Source organism: Dellaglioa sp. CoH-55-MRSF-6 (assembly GCF_056782215.1).
Map to the genome: position 1 here is coordinate 50193 of NZ_JBXAYJ010000004.1, position 21222 is coordinate 71414.

Here is a 21222-nt window from a genome sequence, read left to right on the forward strand (position 1 = left end):
ATGTTTTTTAATTTGAAATTATAATTTGTTGTAGTATTCAACGATAAGTGATTCGTCGATATCTGCTTCAAGTTCTTCACGTTCTGGTAAACGAGTTAATGAACCCTCTAATTTATCAGCATCAAATTGTACGAATTGTGGACGGCCAACTAATGCTTCCATTGCGTCTTTAACAATTTGTAAACTCTTTGATTTTTCACGTAATGAGATTACTTGACCGATTTCAACTGCGTATGAAGGAATATCAACGCGGTTGCCATCAACAGTAATGTGACCATGGTTTACCAATTGACGAGCTTGGCGACGAGTAGAAGCCAAACCTAAACGATAAACAACGTTGTCTAAACGACCTTCAAGTAAGATCATGAAGTTAACACCATGTTTACCTTCGCGAATTGTACCAGCTTTAATAAATAAGTTAGCAAATTGACGTTCTGATAAACCGTACATCATACGAAGTTTTTGTTTTTCTCGTAATTGTAAACCATATTCTGATAATTTACGGCGATTGTTTTGACCATGATCACCGGGTGCATAAGGACGACGAGCTAATTCTTTACCAGTACCTGTTAAAGAAAGACCTAATCGACGTGAAACTTTCCAACTTGGGCCAGTATAACGTGACATATATAAATTCCTCCAATATTTGTTTTGGAGTAAAATAATCCTTTGTGAACTTAGTATTCGTGCAGTTTGTTTTGCAATGTTCACCTTTGCAGCTGAAAGGGTACTAATTGAACCAAGACAATTGGGCAACAAACTGTTGACGAGCTTACCGTCCACCGCTGCATTATTTTACACAAGACTCATCATACTGTCTTTTTAAACTAATGTCAATTTGTTTTCACGTTTGTTTACATAATAAAAAGAATGTATATAATTAATAACATTAATTTCTATAAATAATAGATAAAAGCTAGTGAACGCTTTAAAGGTCTATGATATAATGATTAGAAGCATAAAATTTGAATGTGAAAAGTAAATATAAATTTTAGTAAGCTAAAGGCGGGATTAGGATATGACACAGATTTTTGTTGGAATAATAGTAGTAGCCATTATTATCTATGCAACAGCGTTTTTTCTTCAGAAACGCAATGAAAAAAAATTCGAAACATTTCGTGATCAAGTAAAGGTTATTGCTCATTCTGAAGTTGAACAACAGCTTCAGTTAACGAAGGATTTGGGGTTAACAGGTGAAAGTCTTAAAACATTTTCAGCATTACAATCAGACTTTAAAGAAGTGCAAAATGCAAAATTGCCTAAAATTTCGACACAAATTAATGAAGCATATGAAGCAAACTCGAAATATCAATTTCTTTCTAACCGTCAATTAGCGGCAGAAATAGAAGTAAAATTAATTTCAAGTGAAAAAACACTTAAAGGGATTGAAAAAGCATTAACGTCGTTGAAAGAAAGTGATGAAAGTAATCATCAAGCTGTTGATTCACTTGAAAAAAAATATCAGGATTTACGTAAAACATTATTATCAAAGAACTTTTCGTATGGACCTAGTATCGATAAACTTGAGGATAAACTAACTGGTCTTGAAGATGATTTTGACCGTTTTTCAACATTAACGAGTGCTGGAGATCATGATACGGCTGAAAAAGTTTTAAGTAAGTTAAGAGAAGATACAACTTCGTTAGAAAAGATTCTTGATGAGATTCCACCACTATATAAAAGTTTGAAGAACGAATTTCCAGATCAACTTGCTGAATTACAATCTGGTTACATGAAATTAACGGATGAAAATTATAATTTTCCAGTGGGGGATGACATCCCTAAACAAATAGACGAAATTCAAACACGTGTTGACGAAACATTACTTAAATTAGAGAACCTAGAAGTAGCGTCAACAATTGTTGCAGTTAATGACATGGCTAATCAAATTGATTATTTATATGATGTTATGGAAAAAGAGTTGGCCGCAAAAGATAAGATAGAAAAGCAAGAAGAAAGTTATCGTAAATTCATTGATCATGCTGAAAAACAAAGTCAAATGCTTTTAGTTGAATTAGATAGATTGGGTCAAAATTATGAATTAAGTCATAATGAATTAGAAGACGCGCAAAAATTAAATCAACAAATTAGGGACATTGATGCACAACATGATACTGATAAAGCGGTTATTGATTCTGGTGAAGCAATTTATAGCGAGATGGCTGAGCGAGTTGAACAAAACTCTAAGTTGTTAGAAAAAATTGAATCTGAACAACAAAAAATTGATGCTAGTATTCAGGATTTACGTAGCAATGAAAAAAAGGCCAGCGCAACAATTCAAAGATTTGATATTGAATTACATCAAATTAAAAGACAAGTTGAACAGGTTAATCTTCCAGGACTACCTAATGATTACTTAGATTTTTTCTATGTTGTTAGTGATGAAATTGAAGAAGTTGAAGTAGCAATTGGTAAATTAAGAATTAACATTGAAAAAATTGCAAAACAAATTATCGATATTGAAGCAGATCTTGAAAGTTTAGAAGATAAGACACACGATCTTATTGATAGTGCATCGTTATCTGAGAGTTTACTACAATATGCGAATAGATTTAGAAATTCGAATGAAGAGATTGCAATTGCATTTGAAAAGGCAAAGCAATTATTTAATAATGATTTTAATTATGCAGCTAGTTTGGAAACAATTGCGACTGCATTAGATAAAGTAGAGCCTGGTTCATATAAAAAAATAGAGAAACAATATTATGATAATATGGAAGACAGCTTTGAAATTGAATAGTAACTATATTAAGTGGGGACTAGGGCATTAATTTGTTCAGTCGCCACTTTTATATTCTATAAAGAAACACCAGGGATGAATAAAAAGTGTCAATCTGGTACGAAGTATATTATAATGAGAAAAGTATTTTTCAGAAAAGAAGGTAACTAATGATTTATTTTGATAATAGCGCAACAACAAAAATAACGCCCGAAGTTTTAGATACATATAATAAAGTTAGTGACCAAGTATGGGGTAATCCATCTAGCCTAAATAACTTAGGTGAGATAGCTCATAATTTATTAGAGCAGTCACGCCAACAGATCGCAAGCTTATTAAATGTATTTGAAGATGAAATATTATTTACTGGAAGTGGAACTGAAGGTGACAATTGGGTAATTAAAGGAACGGCTATGGCAAAAATGAACCATGGTAAGCACTTAATTACGACAACCGTTGAGCATCCTGCTGTTATGAATACAATGGCTCAGCTGGAACAGCTTGGTTTTGAGGTTACCTATTTGCCAGTTGATGATGAGGGGCGAATTAGTATTGATGATTTAAAGGCTGCTTTGAGATCTGATACTATTTTAGTTTCAGTTATGGCAGTTAATAATGAAATTGGAACCATTCAGCCTTTAGTTGAAATTGGGGACGTACTAAAAGATTATCCAACAGTTCATTTTCATGTGGATGCTGTTCAAGCCATTGGTAAAGGTGTGCAAGAAGCTTTTATGAGTGACAGAGTAGATTTTGTAACGTTCTCTGGGCATAAATTTCATGCGCCACGTGGAGTAGGGTTTATTTACAGTAAAAGAGGTCGTCACATTGAACCACTTCTTACAGGTGGTGGACAAGAACATAACTTACGTAGCGGAACTGAAAATGTACCTGCAATTGCTAGCATGGCAAGAGCATTGCGATTATTATTAACAGATGAAACTAAGATGGTGATGAAACAAAAAGCTGTTAAAGAATTAGTTTTCAACCATATTAGTAAGTTTGATAAGATTACAACTTTTTCAAAATTACAATCAAATTTTGCGCCACATATATTGTGTTTTGCAATTGAGGGTGTTCGTGGCGAATCAATTGTTCATGCATTTGAAAGTGAAGGAATATATATTTCAACTACAAGTGCTTGTTCATCAAAGAAAAATCAAGCATCTGGCACATTATTAGCAATGAATGTGCCAGAACCGCTTGCTAAATCAGCCGTTCGAATCAGTTTTGATGGAAATAATACGCTAGAAGAAGCAAAAGAATTTAATCGTATTTTTGATATTTTGTATCATAAATTTGAAAAAATTAATTCTAAATAATGAGAGGATGTCGACATGCAATATACAGAGATAATGGTTCGTTATGGCGAACTATCAACAAAAGGAAAAAATAAGAGGAACTTTATTGATCGCCTAGGAACAAACGTTCGAAATAGTTTACATGGTTTTGATGATTTAGTTGTTAAAGCAAATCGTGATCGGATGCACATTAATTTAAACGGTGACGACAGCGAATTAGTTATGCAACGTTTATCACAGGTTTTTGGGATTCAAAATTTTTCACCTGCAATTCGCGTTGAACAAGATATGGATTTAGTTAAAGAAACAGCTGTAGCAATGATTAGTGAGCAATTTGTTGAAGGGACAACATTTAAAGTTAACACACGTCGTTCTGATCATGATTTTGAATTAGATACTAATGAGTTGAATGACGAACTAGGTGGCTGGATTTTAGATCACGTGCCTGGCATTACTGTTAAAATGAAACAGCCTGATATTATTTTACGTGTTGAAGTTCGTTCAAATGGGATTTTCTTATCTTCTGAAACGCGTCAGGGTGCTGGTGGTTTACCCGTTGGTACTGCTGGTAAAGGGATGTTAATGTTATCAGGTGGAATTGATTCGCCTGTTGCAGGGTACCTTGGTATGAAACGTGGTGTTTCAATGGAGATGGTTCATTTCTTCAGTCCACCATATACAAGTGAACAAGCTTTAGCTAAGGCTAAAGAACTAACAGTTAAATTGACACCTTATGTTGGAACGATTCAATTTATTGAAGTTCCTTTTACTGAGATTCAAGAGCAAATTAAACATGATGTACCAGAACCATATTTAATGACCATAACACGTCGTTTCATGTTACGTTTAACTGAAAAAATTGCCGAATTACGTGGTGGATTAGCAATCTTTAATGGAGAATCATTAGGCCAAGTTGCTTCTCAAACACTTGAAAGCATGGTTGCAATTAATGACGTTACAACAATGCCAATTATTCGACCAGTCGTTTCAATGGATAAAAATGAAATTATTGATGTTGCTAAAAAAATTGATACATTTGAACTTTCAATTAAACCATTTGAAGATTGTTGTACAATTTTTGCCCCACCAGCACCTAAAACAAAGCCTCGTTTAGACCGTTCAAGGGAATTTGAAGCTCGTTTGGATATCGATGGCTTAATGGAACGTGCATTGGCAGGTGTCAAGGTTAGCAAGATTCGTGTTGGCGAAGAATATTTAAATGAAAATAGTGAATTATTCGCAGAATTACTATAGTAGCACTTTAAAAGATTAGACAAATCGGTCTAATCTTTTTTTGTCCAATCAAATAAGTCGCTTCTTAAACAGTAATTGAGTAAGATAGAGATAAATAAAGAAAGGGTGGTCAATTATGAAAGTAACTCGTCATGGTAGTGAAATGGATACAGTTGGGGAAGCACCAAAAGTAGGGGAAGTTTTTCCTACAGTTAATGCGTACGATGAAAATGATCAAGTTGTAACATTACCTAAAAGTACAGGTAAAAAATTAGTATTAAGTGTTGTTCCAAGTATTACGACAAGTGTTTGCAGTATAGAAACAAAACGTTTTAATATGGAAGCAGATAATTTTAGAGATATCGAATTTATTACCGTATCTGATGATTCAAAAGAAGATCAAAAAAATTGGTGTGCCGCTGAGGGTGTAAACAATTTACAATTGCTTCATGCAGATAAGGGGAATTTTGCGAAAGTTACTGGATTAGATGTTCCGGAATTTGGTCATATGGCTCGAATGGTTTTCATTTTAGATGAAACTGGACATGTTATTTATGAAGAACTGGTTACGGAAATCTCAAATGAGCCAGACTACGCTAAACTACTTGAAGAATTAAAAAAATAAAATATTGACGATTTTCAGAATAAACGCTAAAATGTGACTACAGACAAAGAATGAGAACACCAGTCATTTCAGAGATAAAATGCTAGGCTGAAACATTTTAATTAGACATTATGGTGGTAGCTCAGGAGTCGTTATTCTGAAATTAAGTAGGAATAACCGGACATTATTGTTCGTTAAAAAGTAATTAAGAGGGGTTAAAACCCAATTTAGGTGGTACCACGGCACTGTCGTCCTAAAACAGAAATGTTTTTTGATGACGGTGTTTTTTTATGCCTAAAATAAAATTGATAGATGAAAAGGAGAACTCATGACAAAAGAAGTTGAATTATCAACAAAATATGATCCAAGTCAGGTTGAACCTGGCCGTTATGAAGAATGGTTGAAAAAAGATTTATTTAAACCTAATGCTAATCCAGAAGCAAAACCTTATTCAATCGTTATTCCACCGCCTAATGTTACTGGTAAATTACATTTAGGCCATGCTTGGGATACAACATTACAAGATATTTTAATTAGACAAAAAAGAATGCAAGGCTTTGATACGCTTTGGTTACCAGGAATGGACCATGCTGGAATTGCAACACAAGCAAAGGTTGAAGCTAAACTAGCTGAACAAGGTGTGACGCGTTATGATTTAGGCCGTGAGAAATTTGTACAACAAGTTTGGGATTGGAAAGATGAATACGCTGATGTTATTCATAAGCAATGGGCTAAAATGGGATTATCACTCGATTATAGTCGTGAACGTTTCACATTAGATGACGGCTTGTCAGATGCCGTAAAAAAAGTCTTTGTTAATTTATATAATAAAGGATTAATCTATCGTGGCGAATACATTATTAATTGGGATCCTAAAGCAAGAACCGCTTTATCAGATATTGAAGTCATTCATCAAGATGATGAAGGTGCTTTTTATCATGTTAAATATCCATTCGCTGATGGTTCTGGATTTATTGAAATAGCGACAACACGTCCAGAAACGATGATGGGCGATGTCGCTGTTGCTGTTCACCCTGATGATGATCGTTACAAAGATATTGTTGGTAAAAAAGTCATTCTACCACTTGTTAACAAAGAAATTCCTATTATTACAGATCATTATGTTGATATGGCATTTGGGACAGGGATGGTTAAAATAACACCTGCTCATGATCCTAATGACTTTGAAGTAGGTAATCGCCATGACTTACCTCGTATTAATACAATGAATGAAGATGCAACAATGAACGAAAATGCTGGTAAATATGTTGGCATGGACCGTTTTGAAGCACGTAAAGCAATTGTTAAAGATCTTGAAGCTGAGGACTTAATGATTAAGATTGATCCAATTACACATAGTGTTGGTCATTCTGAAAGAACTGGCGTTCAAGTTGAGGCCCGTTTATCAACACAATGGTTTGTTAAAATGAAACCACTCGCAGAAGAAGCTTTGAAATTCCAACAAGGGGATGACAAAGTTGGATTCGTCCCAGAACGATTTGAAAATACATTTACACAGTGGATGGAAAATGTTCATGATTGGGTTATTTCACGTCAATTATGGTGGGGACATCAAATCCCAGCTTGGTATCATAAAGAAACTGGCGAAATGTACGTTGGTGAGGTTGCACCAACTGATATCGAAAATTGGGAACAAGATAATGATGTCTTAGATACGTGGTTTTCAAGTGCTTTATGGCCATTTTCAACAATGGGTTGGCCAAATACTGATGCACCTGATTTTAAACGTTATTTCCCAACTAATACGCTTGTCACAGGATATGATATTATCTTCTTCTGGGTATCACGAATGATTTTCCAAAGCTTAGAATTTACAGATGAACGTCCATTTGAACACGTTTTGATTCATGGATTAATTCGTGATGAGAATGGCCGTAAAATGAGTAAATCACTTGGTAATGGGATTGATCCAATGGACGTTATTCAAAAGTATGGAGCAGATGCACTTCGTTGGTTCCTATCTAATGGATCTGCACCAGGACAAGATGTTCGTTTTAGTTACACTAAAATGGATGCTTCTTGGAACTTTATTAATAAAATTTGGAATGCTAGTCGATTTGTTATTATGAATTTAGATGGTGTGGATAAAATTGAATTACCAGCTAAATCAGAATGGCAGCTTGCTGACAAATGGATATTAAGCCGATTAAATACAACTGTTTCTGAAGTTACACGCTTATTTGATGTCTTTGAATTTGGTGAAGCTGGTCGTGCTCTATACAATTTCATCTGGAATGACTTCTGTGATTGGTATATTGAAATGAGTAAAGAAAATCTTAATGGTGAAGATCTGACAGTTAAGCAAAATACACAACAAATTTTGGCTTATGTTTTAGATCAAACATTGAAATTGCTTCATCCAATTATTCCATTTGTAACTGAAGAACTTTGGTTAACAATGCCTCATGAAGGGGAATCAATTGTTGTTGCAGATTACCCAGTGGTTCATCCAGAATTTGAAGATGAACAATCAGTTATTGATATGAACAATTTAATTGAATTAATTCGTGCTGTTAGAAATAATCGTGCAGAAGTAAATGCACCTATGTCCAGTGCAGTTGATTTATTGATTAAAACAACTGATGAAAAAACAAAGATTATTTTTGAAGACAATCAAGAATTTATTCAACGATTCTGTCATCCTAAGGAACTTCAAATCAGTTCAAATGTTGTTGCTCCTAAGCTAGCAATGACGTCTGTAATTACGGGAGCAGAGATTTATATGCCACTTGCTGAACTAATTGATTTGAATGACGAAATTGTTCGTTTGGAAAAAGAAGTTAAAAAACTTGATGTTGAAGTTGTGCGTGGAACTAAAAAATTAGGCAATGAAAAGTTTGTTGCTAGTGCACCTGAGGCAGTAGTTACAAAAGAAAAAGAAAAATTAGCAGATTACCAAATTAAATTAACAGCAACTAAGGAAAGAATTTCTGATTTAAAAGCAGAAGTTTAATCTAACAAAATAGACTTATTTCGGGTACAATATACCTGAGATAAGTCTATTTTTTTTAGAAAGCGGGACGGAAAATTGATCACAACTTACGAAGAGGCACTCAATTTTATTCATGGGCGAACAAAATTTAAAAAAAGTCCATCTTTGAATAGAATGCGAGCATTTATGGAACGCTTAGATAACCCACAAGGTAATATCGCGATGATTCATGTTGCTGGAACGAATGGAAAGGGCTCAACAGTTGCATTTTTACGTGAATTATTAATTGCACAAGGGTTGAATGTAGGAACTTATACTTCACCATTCATTGTTAAATTTAATGAACGTATTTCCTTAAATGGACAGATGATTGATGATACCGCCCTTTTACATTTAGTAAATGTCGTGAAACCAGTTGTTGATCGAATGGATATTGAACTAGCCGATTTTGAGGGGGGACCAACTGAATTCGAAATTATTACTGCAATGATGTTTGTATACTTTGGCAGCATAAATCCTGTAGATATTGTAGTTGTTGAAACGGGCTTAGGCGGGAAGTATGATTCAACTAATATTATTGATCCAATTATTTCAGTTATTACAACAATTGGTCTAGATCATATGAAAATATTAGGTAATACAATTGAAAAGATAGCGCAACAAAAAGCAGGTATCATTAAACGTAATCGGCCTATTATCGTTGGTAGAGTAACTGATGAAGTCTTTAGCGTGATTAATAATGAGGCTAAATTAAAAAATAGTCCTATTTTTCGATTAGGAGTGGATTTTAATGCTAAATCTGAGGGAACAAAATCATCATGGGAAGAAATTTTAACGTATACGTCGAATAAATTGAATATTAAACAACTTTCTGTGCCATTATTAGGTGAATTTCAAGATGAAAATGCAGCAACAGCAATTGCTACTTTTGAGAAGGTTGCTGAAATTCAGGGATGGGCCATTAGTCCTAAATCAATTAGGCAAGGTATTTCAGAGACACGATGGCCAGGACGTTTTGAAAAAGTAAATGATGAACCGTTAGTTATTTTAGACGGTGCGCACAATAGCGCAGCAGTGGATCGGATTACGCAGTTGCTTAAAACGCATTTTCAAGATAAAGAAATCACAATTATTTTTGCAGTACTAGCGGATAAGCAAGGCAAACAAATGCTGGAAAAATTAGCTGCAGTTCCTCATGTACGAGTTATACTAACTCAATTTTCAGGGCCACGTCTAGTAAGCAAAATAGATGATTTCAACGTTAATAAGTTTGATAATGTCTCCATTCAAGAAAGTTGGAAAGAGGCATTAGTTCAAAGTGTTGGCGAAATGTCTTCTGATGATTTATTACTTGTGACAGGATCGTTGTACTTTATTTCGGAGGTTCGTAGTTATTTTGTATCAGAATAATTTAAATAAGTGAATTTCTCGTATTTAATAAAAAATAGGAGGAATCACCATGTCACTTATTTCTAGTTGCTCAAATGAATATCTACTGGAACAAATCCAAAAGTATCAATGTGATAATTTATCAGATAAAGAGCTTTTGACGGTTGTTTTTAGTTTATTATTAACGAACCCTAATGATGTTGGAAAGTGTGTTAATAATTTTTCTTCACGTTACCAATCTTTAAGCCAACTAAAAAAATGTTGTTTAAAAGATTATCAGTTATTGATGGATGGGAATAATCAGTCTACAGCATTACAATTACAAGCTATTGTTACACTGGGAACACGAATCAACAGTGAACCTCATTTTATTTGTGGACAAATCTGTTCAAGTCATGATGCTGGGGTTAGAATGGTTGCTGAGTTAGGTGGATTAAACCAAGAGTTTTTAATTGGATTATTCTTGGATACAAAAAATCAAATTGTAAAACAAGAGACATTGTTCATTGGAACTTTGAATTCAGCAACGGTCCATCCAAGAGATATTTTTGCAGTTGCATTAAAATATGGTGCAGCTAAAATTATATTGGTCCATAATCATCCGAGTGGGCATGTGACACCATCTAAGAATGATATTATTTTCTCTAAAAGAGTTGAAAAATGTGGTATTCTTATGGGAATTGAGCTGTTAGATCATATTATTTCGGGTAATACTAAATATCTTAGTATGAAAGAAGAGGGCGTCCTTTGATTATCAAGGGTGCTCTCTTGTTCTATGAAATTAGATATGATAAACTTAATAAGATTATGGATTCAAAATTAATTACCTTATAATAATTTAAGATAAACTTAATAAAAATTAGTAAATATTGAATGAAATCTCACTTTTGATTATGATATAATGTAAATACTACGAATAAAAGCGCCTAGAAGGCTGACGATGAAGGGAAGAAAGACTGTGTTTGGATTTGGAACAAAGAATATAGGAATTGATTTAGGAACAGCTAATACAATCGTGTATGTTGAGGGAAAAGGTATTGTTTTACGTGAACCTTCAGTCGTCGCTAAAAATGTTAAAACTGATGAAATTGTTTCTGTTGGAGAAGATGCTCGTGCAATGATCGGTCGTACACCAAGTAGCATTGTGGCTATTCGCCCAATGAAAGACGGTGTAATTGCTGATTATGACACAACAGTTGCTATGATGAAATATTACATTCAAAAAGCTTTAGGTAAATCTGCAGGTAAACCTTATGTAATGGTATGTGTTCCTAGTGGCGTTACAGAAGTTGAAAAACGTGCCGTTATTGATGCAACTCGTGTTGCCGGTGCGCGTGACGCCTACGTTATTGAAGAACCATTTGCTGCAGCAGTCGGCGCTGGATTACCAGTGATGGATCCAACGGGTAATATGGTTGTTGATATCGGTGGTGGAACAACAGATGTTGCTACAATTTCATTAGGTGGTATTGTTTCAAGCCGTTCTATCAGAATGGCTGGCGATAAATTGGATGAATCAATTGTGTCATATATTCGTCAAAACTTTAATTTATTGATTGGTGAAAGAACAGCTGAACAATTAAAAATGGACGTTGCATCTGCATCAGTTAAAGATGCTGCATCAATTGAAGATACAACTATCAGAGGACGTGATTTGATTACGGGTCTTCCTAAAACAGTTACTGTAAAAGCAACTGATATTGCAGTTGCTATTCAAGAATCTATTGCTGAAATCATTACTGCTATTAAGGAAACATTGGAAGAAACTTCTCCAGAAATTGCTGCTGATGTGATTGACCATGGTATTGTATTAACAGGTGGTGGTGCATTATTAAAAAACCTATCAGAAGTTATTTCTGAAGTTACAAAAGTGCCTGTTTTTATTGCTAATGAACCACTCGACTGTGTTGCAATTGGTACAGGTGAATCATTAAAAAGTATCGACGTCATGAAGAAAAGATAGATTTTAAAAATCACATAAGCTAAAAATGAAGAGGTTGGTGGTTTATTTATCCAGCCTCTTAATTTTTTAGTTAATTATAAGGTAAGTGGAGGATAGCGAACATGCAGAAATTTTTTTCAAATAGAAGACTAATCATCATTTTAATAGCCATTATTGTGAGTTTTAGTTTAATTTCATTTTCAGTTTCCGTTAGAAATAAAAAATCAACACCACCGCTCATTCAAGAATTTGGTAATGATGTTGTTGGTCTATTTGATAGAGCAGTTAGTTATCCTGCAAATGGCTTAAAAAGTTCAGTTATTGGTATTTCTGATCTTTTAAATACATATCAAGAAAATCAAAAATTAAAAAAACAAGTTGATAAATTAGCACAAGTTCAAGTGGAATCAGACACTGTTAAAAATGAGAATAAACAGCTGAAAAAGGAATTAAAATTGGACAGTACATTGACTGATTATACTTCAATTAATGCATCTGTTTTAACGCGATTACCTTCTGGTTGGCTAAATCAACTTGTGATAAGTAAAGGTAGTGCGTCTGGTGTTAAAAAGAACGCACCAGTGATGGCTGGTTCTGGATTGATTGGTCGTGTTATAGAAGTTAATAAAACAAATAGTAAAGTTGAATTAATATCGACTACTAATGATTCTGCTAATAGATTTGCAGTTCAAGTAAATAATTCAAACGATGATATTATTAATGGTTTAATTACTGACTATGATAAAACAGATAATTTATTAATTATGGGTCAAATTACTTCTAAGAAAGCCTTGAAAAAAGGTGATTCTGTTGTCACATCTGGTCTTGGAGGCACAACACCAAAGGGTTTAAATGTTGGTGTTGTGTCTAAAGTTGAGCAAGGTGATTATGGACTTGCTTCTAAAATTTATATCAAACCTGCAGTTGATTTGAGTGACCTAACGGTTGTAACAGTTGCTCAGACGTTGGATTAGAAGGTGAGATTAGATGAGAAATAAAAATAGACAGTATATTTTTCCGTTAGGACTTATTATTTCCTTTTTTTTGGATGGTACAATACAATTTGTTTTTATGGAACAGTTACAATCACAAACGACTATCATGGTTAGTCACCTGTTGTTGTTATGGTTGATAATGGGTATCTTTTACTCAGATAATAAGCATCTTGAATTATGGGCGTTTGGTGTTGGTCTAGCATTTGATAGTTATTATGCCGGTATTTTGGGTATTTATATGATTTTGTTACCATTAATTGTTTATTTAACTAAAATAGCATATCAATATTTCGAACCATCTTTTATTGTGATATTACTCATTTATTTTATTGATTTGGCAGTTTTAGAAGTTTCGTATTATGCAGTCAATGAGATGATTGGATTTGCTAATGAATCTGTAACAACATTCGTTAGTACTTCGTTTGGACCAACTTTAGCTTTTAATCTGGTGGTATTTATTATTTTGTACTATCCAATATCAAAATTAATGAATTTAAGTAACCGATATAATTAAAATTCAGGGGTGAACGTAGATGCAAGGTGTTATTTTAAAAGGTTATAAAGATGGTTATGAAATTATTCTTAAACAGGATTTCGGATTTGATAAAATTTTGGTTGAACTTAGAGAATTATTTAATAATTTAAGTGCTGAAAAAAAGAATGCTGATGAAACGGTTATTTCGTTTGATATTAAAACAGAAAATCGATTGTTTTCAGCAGATGAAAAGCAAAAAATCGAAAAAATTATTTCTGAATACCGTAATTTTAAAGTACACAAAATCGAATCTGAAGTAATGACCATAGAAGATGCTAATATTTTAAAAGAAAATGACAACGTTCATTTATGCTATCTAACAATTCGAAGTGGACAAATAGTTGATTTAAAAGGTGATATTTTATTTTTAGGTAAATTACATCAGGGTGGTCAATTACGAGCTGCTGGTAATATTTTTGTTATGGGTGAAGTTCAAGGTGTCATTCATGCTGGATTTAACAATAATACAGATAGCATTATTGTGGGCGATGTTTCAGCTGCTTCACAAGTACGAATTGGTGAATTAGTTGATATTATAGATGATGAAAAAGTAACAAACAGTCAAGATACTGTAATCTATGTTAATGATTTACATATTATAGATTATGGCAATCGAGATGAATTAAAGTCACTTCGACCAAAATTATTTAATCATGCTGGAGGATATTAAAGATGGGAAAAGCAATTGTTGTAACATCTGGTAAAGGTGGTGTTGGTAAAACAACATCATCTGCAAATATTGGAACTGCATTAGCACTTCTTGAAAAAAAGGTTGTTCTAATGGATTTAGATATTGGTTTGCGTAATTTAGACGTTGTTTTAGGTCTTGATAACCGTATCTTATTTGATATTGTAGACGTAGCTGAGGGTCGTGCACGGTTACACCAAGCACTCATTAAAGATAAGAGATTTAACGAATATTTATACTTATTACCTGCTGCACAAAATACTGATAAATCAGCATTAGTTCCTGAACAAGTAAAAGCAATTGTTGATGAATTAAAAGAAGAGTTTGACTATGTTATTATTGATTGCCCAGCTGGAATTGAGCAAGGTTTTATGAATGCTATTGCTGGTGCAGATATGGCTATTATTGTAACAACGCCTGAAATTTCTGCGGTTCGTGATGCAGATCGCGTGGTAGGTTTATTAGAGCAAAATCCATTATTACAACAACCAAAATTAATTATTAATCGTATCCGTCGTCAAATGATGGAAGATGGTCAAGCAATGGATGTTGATGAGATTACACGTCATTTGTCTATTGATTTATTAGGAATTATTGTTGATGACGATGCTGTTATTAGTACATCAAATCATGGTGAACCAATTGTTTTAGATTCTAAAAATCCAGCTGGATTAGGTTATCGTAATGTAGCACGTCGACTACTAGGGGAAACAGTGCCCTTGATGACAATAAAACAGCCTCAAAAAGGTTTTTGGAAAAAAATGGGTTCATGGTTTAAGAAAGACTAATTCTTGACAATGTTAATGACAGTATGCTAAATTATTATCAATTAAGAAAAACGTTGAACAGAAGATTAAGGCTTAAACAAACTTTTAAAGAGAGTATCGATTGCTGAAAAGATACAGTTCTTAAGTCTGAAACACATCTGCGAGTTGATTTCCTAAACTAGTTAATTAGGGAAGTCCGGGATAAGCCCGTTATAGCTGTAGTTTAATAAACTCGTTAAGATTAAATTTGTGAGAATTTAATGATGTTTGAGGTGGTACCGCGATTCGTCGCCCTCTATAGTCAATAATGACTATAGAGTTTTTTTATACTCATTTTTATTAATCTACATAAGTTATTTTTCGTGAGAAAAATATGAATTTGAGGTGGCACCACGGCTATCGTCCTCTTGAGTCAATTTGATTTGGCTTGAGAGGATTTTTTTATTTAACTAAAGGGAGATAATGTAATGACTTATATATTAGAAATTTTGCCATCATTAATAGATGGTGCTAAATTAACGTTAGAAATATTTTTTTGGACGATCATTGGATCGATTCCACTTGGTTTAATTGTCGGATTAGGATTAATTTCAAAAATAAAACCAATTAAGTATTTTTTGAATTTTTATGTTTGGTTAATGCGAGGAACACCACTGCTACTACAATTAATTTTTGTGTTTTATGGACTACCAACACTACAACAGTTCCATATTCATATTGTATTCGGTCGATACGATGCGGCATTATTTGCATTTATTTTGAATTATGGTGCGTATTTTGCTGAAATATTTAGGGGTGGATTGCAATCGATTCCTAAAGGTCAATATGAAAGTGCAAAGGTATTGCGTCTATCATATTGGCAAACTATTAGGACAATTATTATTCCACAAGTGTTCAAGATCGTTTTACCTTCAATTGGAAATGAAATTATTAATTTAGTTAAAGATTCAAGTTTAGTATATGTTATTGGGTTAGGCGATTTATTAAGAGCCGGTAACGTAGCGACGAGTCGTGATGTAACACTCGTCCCACTATTGATGGTTGGGGCAATCTATCTGTTATTAACAGCTATATTTACACTTGTCTTGAAGAAAATTGAAAAACATTATAGTTATTACAAATAAGGAGTAATTCTATGCTAGAGTTAAAAAATATTAAAAAGTATTATGGAAAACGATTAATTTTAGATGATATTAATTTAACAGTTAATGATGGTGAAATTGTTAGTATTGTTGGTCCATCTGGTGGTGGAAAAACGACTTTATTGAGATGTATTAGTGGGTTAGAATCAATTGATTCTGGAGATATTCTAATTGATGCCTCACCATTTGATCCATATCGTAATAATACGAACGAAAGTGTTATTGGGGTAGTATTCCAGGAATTTCAATTATTCCCTCATCTTTCAGTGTTAGATAATATAACGTTAGCTCCAAAATTAGTTTTAAATCGTAATAAAGTCCAGGCCGAGGAAGAAGCACAAAAATTATTAGATCGCTTATCTCTCGGAAATAAAGGGCATTTATATCCTTACCAACTTTCAGGTGGGCAGAAACAACGAGTTGCAATTGCACGTGCATTAGCGATGAATCCTAAAATCTTGTGTTATGATGAACCAACTTCAGCACTTGATCCAGCACTACGCCAGGAAGTAGAGAATTTAATATTATCGTTGAAAGTAGACGGAATGACTCAAATAATAGTGACACATGATGTACCATTTGCTGAAAATATTGCGGATAAATTATTAAAAGTTAAGCCGCTAGAAGATTAGAGGATAATAAATGAATCAATTAGAAAAAAAAATTGTTTTTACAATATTATTTATGATGATGTTTATAGGATTAGCTGGCTGTAGCAATAGTAGCCAATCAATGAATTCGGTTGATAGTTGGAAATCAATTCAAAAAAAGGGTACCGTTGTTATCGGAATTGATGATAGTTTTGTGCCAATGACATTCAGACAAAAAGATGGTAGTTTAGTAGGATATGATGTTGATTTAGCAAAAAAAGTTTTTGAAAAATATGATATTCAAGTTGATTTCCAAACAATTGATTGGTCTATGAAAGAAACGGAATTAAAAAATGGGACAATTGATTTAATCTGGAATGGGTATACAAAAACAACTGCACGTGCTAAGAATGTTGCTTTCAGTCGTACATATTTAACGAACAAGCAAGTATTAGTAACAAAAAAATCAAGTGAAATTAATTCTTTTTCTGATATGAAACAAAAAATTTTAGGTGTTCAAAGTGGTTCAGCTGGATTTGATAGCTTAAATTTGCATCCAGATATTTTAAAAGATAATATTAAAGATAAAGAACCTGTTCAATATGATTCATTTGATAATGCTTTTATCGATTTAAATGCAGATAGAATTCAAGGACTTTTAATTGATGATGTCTATGCGAACTACTTTATTAAGCATCAGTCGAATTCAAATGCATATAACGTGATAAATGGTAATTTTAAAACTGAAGATTTTGCGGTAGGTATGCGAAAATCTGATACAACAATGCAATTAAAAATTAATAGGGCAATAACAGAGTTGCAAAACAAAGGTTATCTAAAAGAATTAAATCAAAAATGGTTTGGTGAAAATAATAATATTCAAAATAATTAATTTTGGAGGGACTATATGACATATGTAAATATTGGTGTGCTACTTGTTTTTTTATTGAACTTGTTAGCGGCAATTGTGACCGTCTTTAGAGAAAAACGTGATATTGCTGCAACATGGGCATGGCTTCTTGTCTTGATAGGTATACCTATTTTTGGATTTTTAATTTATCTTTTTTTTGGTAAGAAAATTTCAAAAGAAAAAATATTTGATATTAAAACACAGGGTCGTATGGGTGTTGACCAATTAGTAGATCAACAAAAAGAAGAATGGGCCAGAGGAGAATTAACAACAAGCGGTAAATATACTGATGATGTAAACGAAATCATGCATATGTTTTTAGAAATAGAGAAATCTATTTTAACTAAGAAGAATGAGGTTCAGTTATTTATTGATGGGCATGATAAGTTTAAGACGTTATTTCAAGACATTCGTAAAGCTAAACACCATATCCATGTTGAGTATTATGCATTCGAAGATGGGCATATTGGAAATGAACTATTGACGTTACTTGAAATGAAAGCAAATGAAGGTCTTGAAGTTAGAATCATCTATGATGCATTGGGATCAAAGGGAACTACTAAAAAATTCTTCAAACATCTTGAGGAATTGGGCGGTAAAGCAGAAGCCTTTCTGGGTTCACATTTTTCATTTTCAAATCTTCGTTTGAACTTTAGAGATCATAGAAAGATTGTCGTTATTGATGGTAAAATCGGTTACATCGGTGGATTCAATGTCGGTGATCAGTATCTAGGTGAAAGTGAGAAATTTGGTAACTGGCGAGATACACATATTCGCGTATTTGGAAACGCTGTCGGATCACTACAAAGTAGGTTCATTATGGATTGGAATGCAACTGCGAGAAATAATCAGATTAATTACCAGTCAAGTTATTTTCCACAAACTGTTACAAAAGGTAAAGTTAACATGCAAATTGTTTCTAGTGGACCTGATTCAGAAATTGAACAAATAAAAAAAGGTTATATTAAGTTAATTAATTCAGCTAAAAAATATATTTATATTCAAACACCTTATTTAATTCCAGATGATTCTGTTATAGAAGCGTTAGATATTGCGGTATCTTCAGGCGTTCAGGTTAGAATTATGATTCCTTGTATGCCAGATCATGCCTTTGTTTATCGTGCTACACAGTATTATGCGAAAGATCTAACGAATATTGGTGTAGAAATTTATCAATACAACAATGGATTTTTACACGCTAAAACAGTTGTAATTGATGAAATGGTTGCATCCGTTGGTTCAGCTAATTTTGATTTTAGAAGTTTTAAGTTAAACTTTGAAGCGAATGCATTTATTTATGATGTAGGTGTGGCAAGCACACTTAAAACAATTTTTGAAACTGATATGGAACAAAGTAGTCTTTTAACGAAAAGGTATTTTAATGATCAATCACATTGGTTGAAATTTAAGCAACAGTTTTCAAGACTTCTTTCACCGATATTATAGGAATGGAAACGCTTGACGTTTTTCAGGATGTATGCGATATTATTAATCGGAGACCAACACAAAGGGGAGCCGATTAATTTTGGCTGAGAGTGAAGAAATTCAGACCCTTGGAACCTGTTTGTTAATGCAAACGTAGGAATTGTGTGTAGAAGATTAACACCTTCTTTGTGCTTGGTTTACTAAGTCAAAGGAGGTTTTTTTGTTGGAAAGAAAAAAATTATTGATATTACTAGAAGGGGTCGTTATGGCCGCTTTAGCAATGGCGCTATCATTTGTTCCTAATCCGCCAAATATTGATATTGCACTAGGTGTGTTACCTATTGTGGTATACAGTTTACGACGCGGATTAAAAATGGGATTAATTATTGGGTTACTATATGGTATATTACCTATTTTAATTGGAACTGCGTTTGTATTAACGCCGGTTCAGGCTATCTTAGAGTATCCAGTTGCTAATTTGGTACTAGGATTTTCTGGGTTATTCTCTGCTCGTTTTTTAAGTCAGTTGCGTACTAAAAATATGCGTGGTGCCATACAATCACTGACTTTTGCGATTTTAATAGCTGTATTTCTAAAATACAGTGCTCATTTTATGGCTGGTATCATTTTTTGGTCAAAATATGTTCAATGGGGGCTTTCTCCAGTTGTGTACTCAGCAGTTGTCAATGGTGGGAGTATGATTATTAACATGATTATTGCTACCTTGATACTTAGTATCATACTTAAAAAAAGTCCAGGAATCTTCCTAGCTAAATAGAATAGACAGAAAAAGACGGATATAATAATCCGCCTTTTTTTATAAAAAAGGTTCCTAGCTAATTAAGCTGGGAACCTTTAAAATTTTTATTTTTAAATTAAGCGATTGACATAACTGCGGTTAAAACGACACCACCGACTGTTACAAGAATCATTAACCACACGACAAACATTGTGATTTTTTGGAATGTAGATTTCTTTTTCTTCATGTTTTACCCACCCTCTCAAATCTAATAGTGTAACTATAACTTTTTTATAAGTAAAATGTCAACTTAAAAGTAGTCATTTTTCTTTAAATAATAAGCAGTTAATAAACAAATTATTAACGTGATTAATTGTAACCACCAGAATGAAAAATGAGTGTCTGCACCAGGAAGGGATACGTTCATGCCGAACATACCGCCAACGATTGTTGGTATCGTTAAAATAATCGTCATCGACGTTAAGACCTTCATGATAATATTTAAATTGTTTGAAATAACTGATGAAACCATTTCACCATAATTCTCTAATATTTTAGTTTGAATGCTTGTCATTGTTTCGGCTTGTTGGTTCTCGATTAAAACATCTGTGAGTAAATCATCAGTTGCCTTTTGTTTGAAATGCTCATTTGAGTCAACCATAGATTGAAGTACTGGATTATTTTTCTTTAAAGCAGCATCAAAATAAACTAAACTTTTTTGCATTGACATCATTTGATAATATTGCTCATTTTTAGTTGCTTTAGCAAGTGATTTTTCTAAATTTTCGGTTTCTTGAATGATAGATTTTAACGCAACGACAAAACTTTGTGATAGATACCAAAGTAATTTCAAAGTGAATTGATCCGATGTTATCGTTTTAATTTGATGAATTGGACTATCCGCGATAAATTTACTGATAAAATCTGGTTCACTATTTGAGACTGTAATTATTGCATCATCTGCTAAGATAATTGAAAAAGGAAACGTTTGGTATTCTAAGTAGCCTAGCGAGTTTCTAATGCGATGAGGGTACTGCATTAAGACTAAGTCAGGAACAATATTTTGAGACAATCCTTCAGTTCTTGAATTTTCTTGATCATCTGAAATAGCGGTCATATAGTCTCGTGGTATAGCATACTTTTTAATAAGTTCATTTATTTCTATTTCAGAAGGATTTGTAACGTTAATCCAACATGATTTACTGTATTCTTTTATTTTTTGAATTGTACCTAACTCAGTTGATGTATAATATTCTATCAATATCAAAGTCCCCTTTATTCGAATAACAT

The 21222-nt window shown here is 33.2% G+C and carries 20 protein-coding genes, 1 riboswitch and 2 other annotated features; of the genes, 17 read left to right on the top strand and 3 right to left on the bottom strand.

Annotated elements, in window-relative coordinates; translation table 11 throughout:
• Positions 1-18: 18 nt before the first annotated feature.
• Positions 19-627, bottom strand: a complete 609-nt coding sequence (gene rpsD / locus AC1RPK_RS05435; RefSeq protein WP_409022342.1) for a 30S ribosomal protein S4 — start codon at positions 625-627, stop codon at positions 19-21.
• 391 nt (positions 628-1018) lie between these two features.
• Here rpsD and ezrA point away from each other — a divergent pair, with 391 nt between their 5' ends.
• From ezrA to thiT, 17 genes are all read left to right on the top strand, one after another.
• The gene (gene ezrA, locus AC1RPK_RS05440; protein WP_481761665.1) at positions 1019-2740 is read left to right on the top strand and encodes a septation ring formation regulator EzrA; all 1722 of its coding nucleotides are present in this window, start codon (positions 1019-1021) and stop codon (positions 2738-2740) included.
• A gap of 149 nt (positions 2741-2889) precedes the next feature.
• Positions 2890-4041 carry a cysteine desulfurase family protein gene (locus AC1RPK_RS05445; protein ID WP_481761666.1) on the top strand — a complete coding sequence of 384 codons (1152 nt, stop codon included), beginning with the start codon at positions 2890-2892 and terminating at the stop codon, positions 4039-4041.
• Positions 4042-4056: 15 nt separating this feature from the next.
• Entirely contained in the window at positions 4057-5274 is a 1218-nt protein-coding gene (thiI, locus tag AC1RPK_RS05450; protein WP_409022345.1) for a tRNA uracil 4-sulfurtransferase ThiI, read from the top strand.
• Positions 5275-5389: 115 nt separating this feature from the next.
• Positions 5390-5878 carry a thiol peroxidase gene (tpx, locus tag AC1RPK_RS05455; protein WP_481761667.1) on the top strand — a complete coding sequence of 163 codons (489 nt, stop codon included), beginning with the start codon at positions 5390-5392 and terminating at the stop codon, positions 5876-5878.
• A 37-nt stretch (positions 5879-5915) separates the two neighbouring features.
• Positions 5916-6116: a binding site (T-box leader), on the top strand.
• Positions 6117-6185: 69 nt separating this feature from the next.
• Positions 6186-8831: a valine--tRNA ligase gene (locus tag AC1RPK_RS05460; RefSeq protein ID WP_481761668.1), complete on the top strand. Its 2646-nt coding sequence runs from the start codon at positions 6186-6188 to the stop codon at positions 8829-8831.
• A gap of 75 nt (positions 8832-8906) precedes the next feature.
• Positions 8907-10220 carry a bifunctional folylpolyglutamate synthase/dihydrofolate synthase gene (locus tag AC1RPK_RS05465; protein WP_481761669.1) on the top strand — a complete coding sequence of 438 codons (1314 nt, stop codon included), beginning with the start codon at positions 8907-8909 and terminating at the stop codon, positions 10218-10220.
• A gap of 49 nt (positions 10221-10269) precedes the next feature.
• On the top strand, positions 10270-10950 hold the full coding sequence (radC, locus tag AC1RPK_RS05470; protein WP_481761670.1) for a RadC family protein: 681 nt from the start codon (positions 10270-10272) through the stop codon (positions 10948-10950).
• A gap of 207 nt (positions 10951-11157) precedes the next feature.
• Positions 11158-12162, top strand: a complete 1005-nt coding sequence (locus AC1RPK_RS05475) for a rod shape-determining protein (RefSeq protein WP_409022785.1) — start codon at positions 11158-11160, stop codon at positions 12160-12162.
• A gap of 101 nt (positions 12163-12263) precedes the next feature.
• A complete protein-coding gene (mreC, locus tag AC1RPK_RS05480) occupies positions 12264-13115 on the top strand; it encodes a rod shape-determining protein MreC (protein ID WP_481761671.1) in 852 nt (283 codons plus the stop codon).
• Positions 13116-13128: 13 nt separating this feature from the next.
• Positions 13129-13650: a rod shape-determining protein MreD gene (mreD, locus tag AC1RPK_RS05485; RefSeq protein ID WP_409022351.1), complete on the top strand. Its 522-nt coding sequence runs from the start codon at positions 13129-13131 to the stop codon at positions 13648-13650.
• 19 nt (positions 13651-13669) lie between these two features.
• A complete protein-coding gene (locus AC1RPK_RS05490; protein ID WP_409022352.1) occupies positions 13670-14341 on the top strand; it encodes a septum site-determining protein MinC in 672 nt (223 codons plus the stop codon).
• Between the two features lie 2 nt (positions 14342-14343).
• Positions 14344-15147, top strand: coding sequence for a septum site-determining protein MinD (gene minD, locus AC1RPK_RS05495; RefSeq protein WP_409022353.1), 804 nt, complete (start codon positions 14344-14346; stop codon positions 15145-15147).
• Positions 15148-15191: 44 nt separating this feature from the next.
• Positions 15192-15425 (top strand) — a binding site (T-box leader).
• A 168-nt stretch (positions 15426-15593) separates the two neighbouring features.
• On the top strand, positions 15594-16250 hold the full coding sequence (locus AC1RPK_RS05500) for an amino acid ABC transporter permease (protein ID WP_409022354.1): 657 nt from the start codon (positions 15594-15596) through the stop codon (positions 16248-16250).
• 11 nt (positions 16251-16261) lie between these two features.
• Positions 16262-16900, top strand: a complete 639-nt coding sequence (locus AC1RPK_RS05505) for an amino acid ABC transporter ATP-binding protein (RefSeq protein ID WP_409022355.1) — start codon at positions 16262-16264, stop codon at positions 16898-16900.
• A gap of 10 nt (positions 16901-16910) precedes the next feature.
• Positions 16911-17750, top strand: a complete 840-nt coding sequence (locus AC1RPK_RS05510; RefSeq protein ID WP_481761672.1) for an amino acid ABC transporter substrate-binding protein — start codon at positions 16911-16913, stop codon at positions 17748-17750.
• 15 nt (positions 17751-17765) lie between these two features.
• Positions 17766-19214: a cardiolipin synthase gene (gene cls / locus AC1RPK_RS05515; protein WP_481761673.1), complete on the top strand. Its 1449-nt coding sequence runs from the start codon at positions 17766-17768 to the stop codon at positions 19212-19214.
• A gap of 52 nt (positions 19215-19266) precedes the next feature.
• Positions 19267-19370, top strand: a riboswitch (TPP riboswitch).
• A 46-nt stretch (positions 19371-19416) separates the two neighbouring features.
• Positions 19417-19971, top strand: a complete 555-nt coding sequence (thiT, locus tag AC1RPK_RS05520) for an energy-coupled thiamine transporter ThiT (RefSeq protein WP_481761674.1) — start codon at positions 19417-19419, stop codon at positions 19969-19971.
• A gap of 97 nt (positions 19972-20068) precedes the next feature.
• Here the strand turns inward: thiT and AC1RPK_RS05525 are convergent, their stop codons facing one another.
• On the bottom strand, positions 20069-20179 hold the full coding sequence (locus tag AC1RPK_RS05525) for a DUF4044 domain-containing protein (RefSeq protein WP_409022359.1): 111 nt from the start codon (positions 20177-20179) through the stop codon (positions 20069-20071).
• A 63-nt stretch (positions 20180-20242) separates the two neighbouring features.
• On the bottom strand, positions 20243-21193 hold the full coding sequence (locus AC1RPK_RS05530; RefSeq protein ID WP_409022360.1) for a magnesium transporter CorA family protein: 951 nt from the start codon (positions 21191-21193) through the stop codon (positions 20243-20245).
• Positions 21194-21222: the final 29 nt, after the last annotated feature.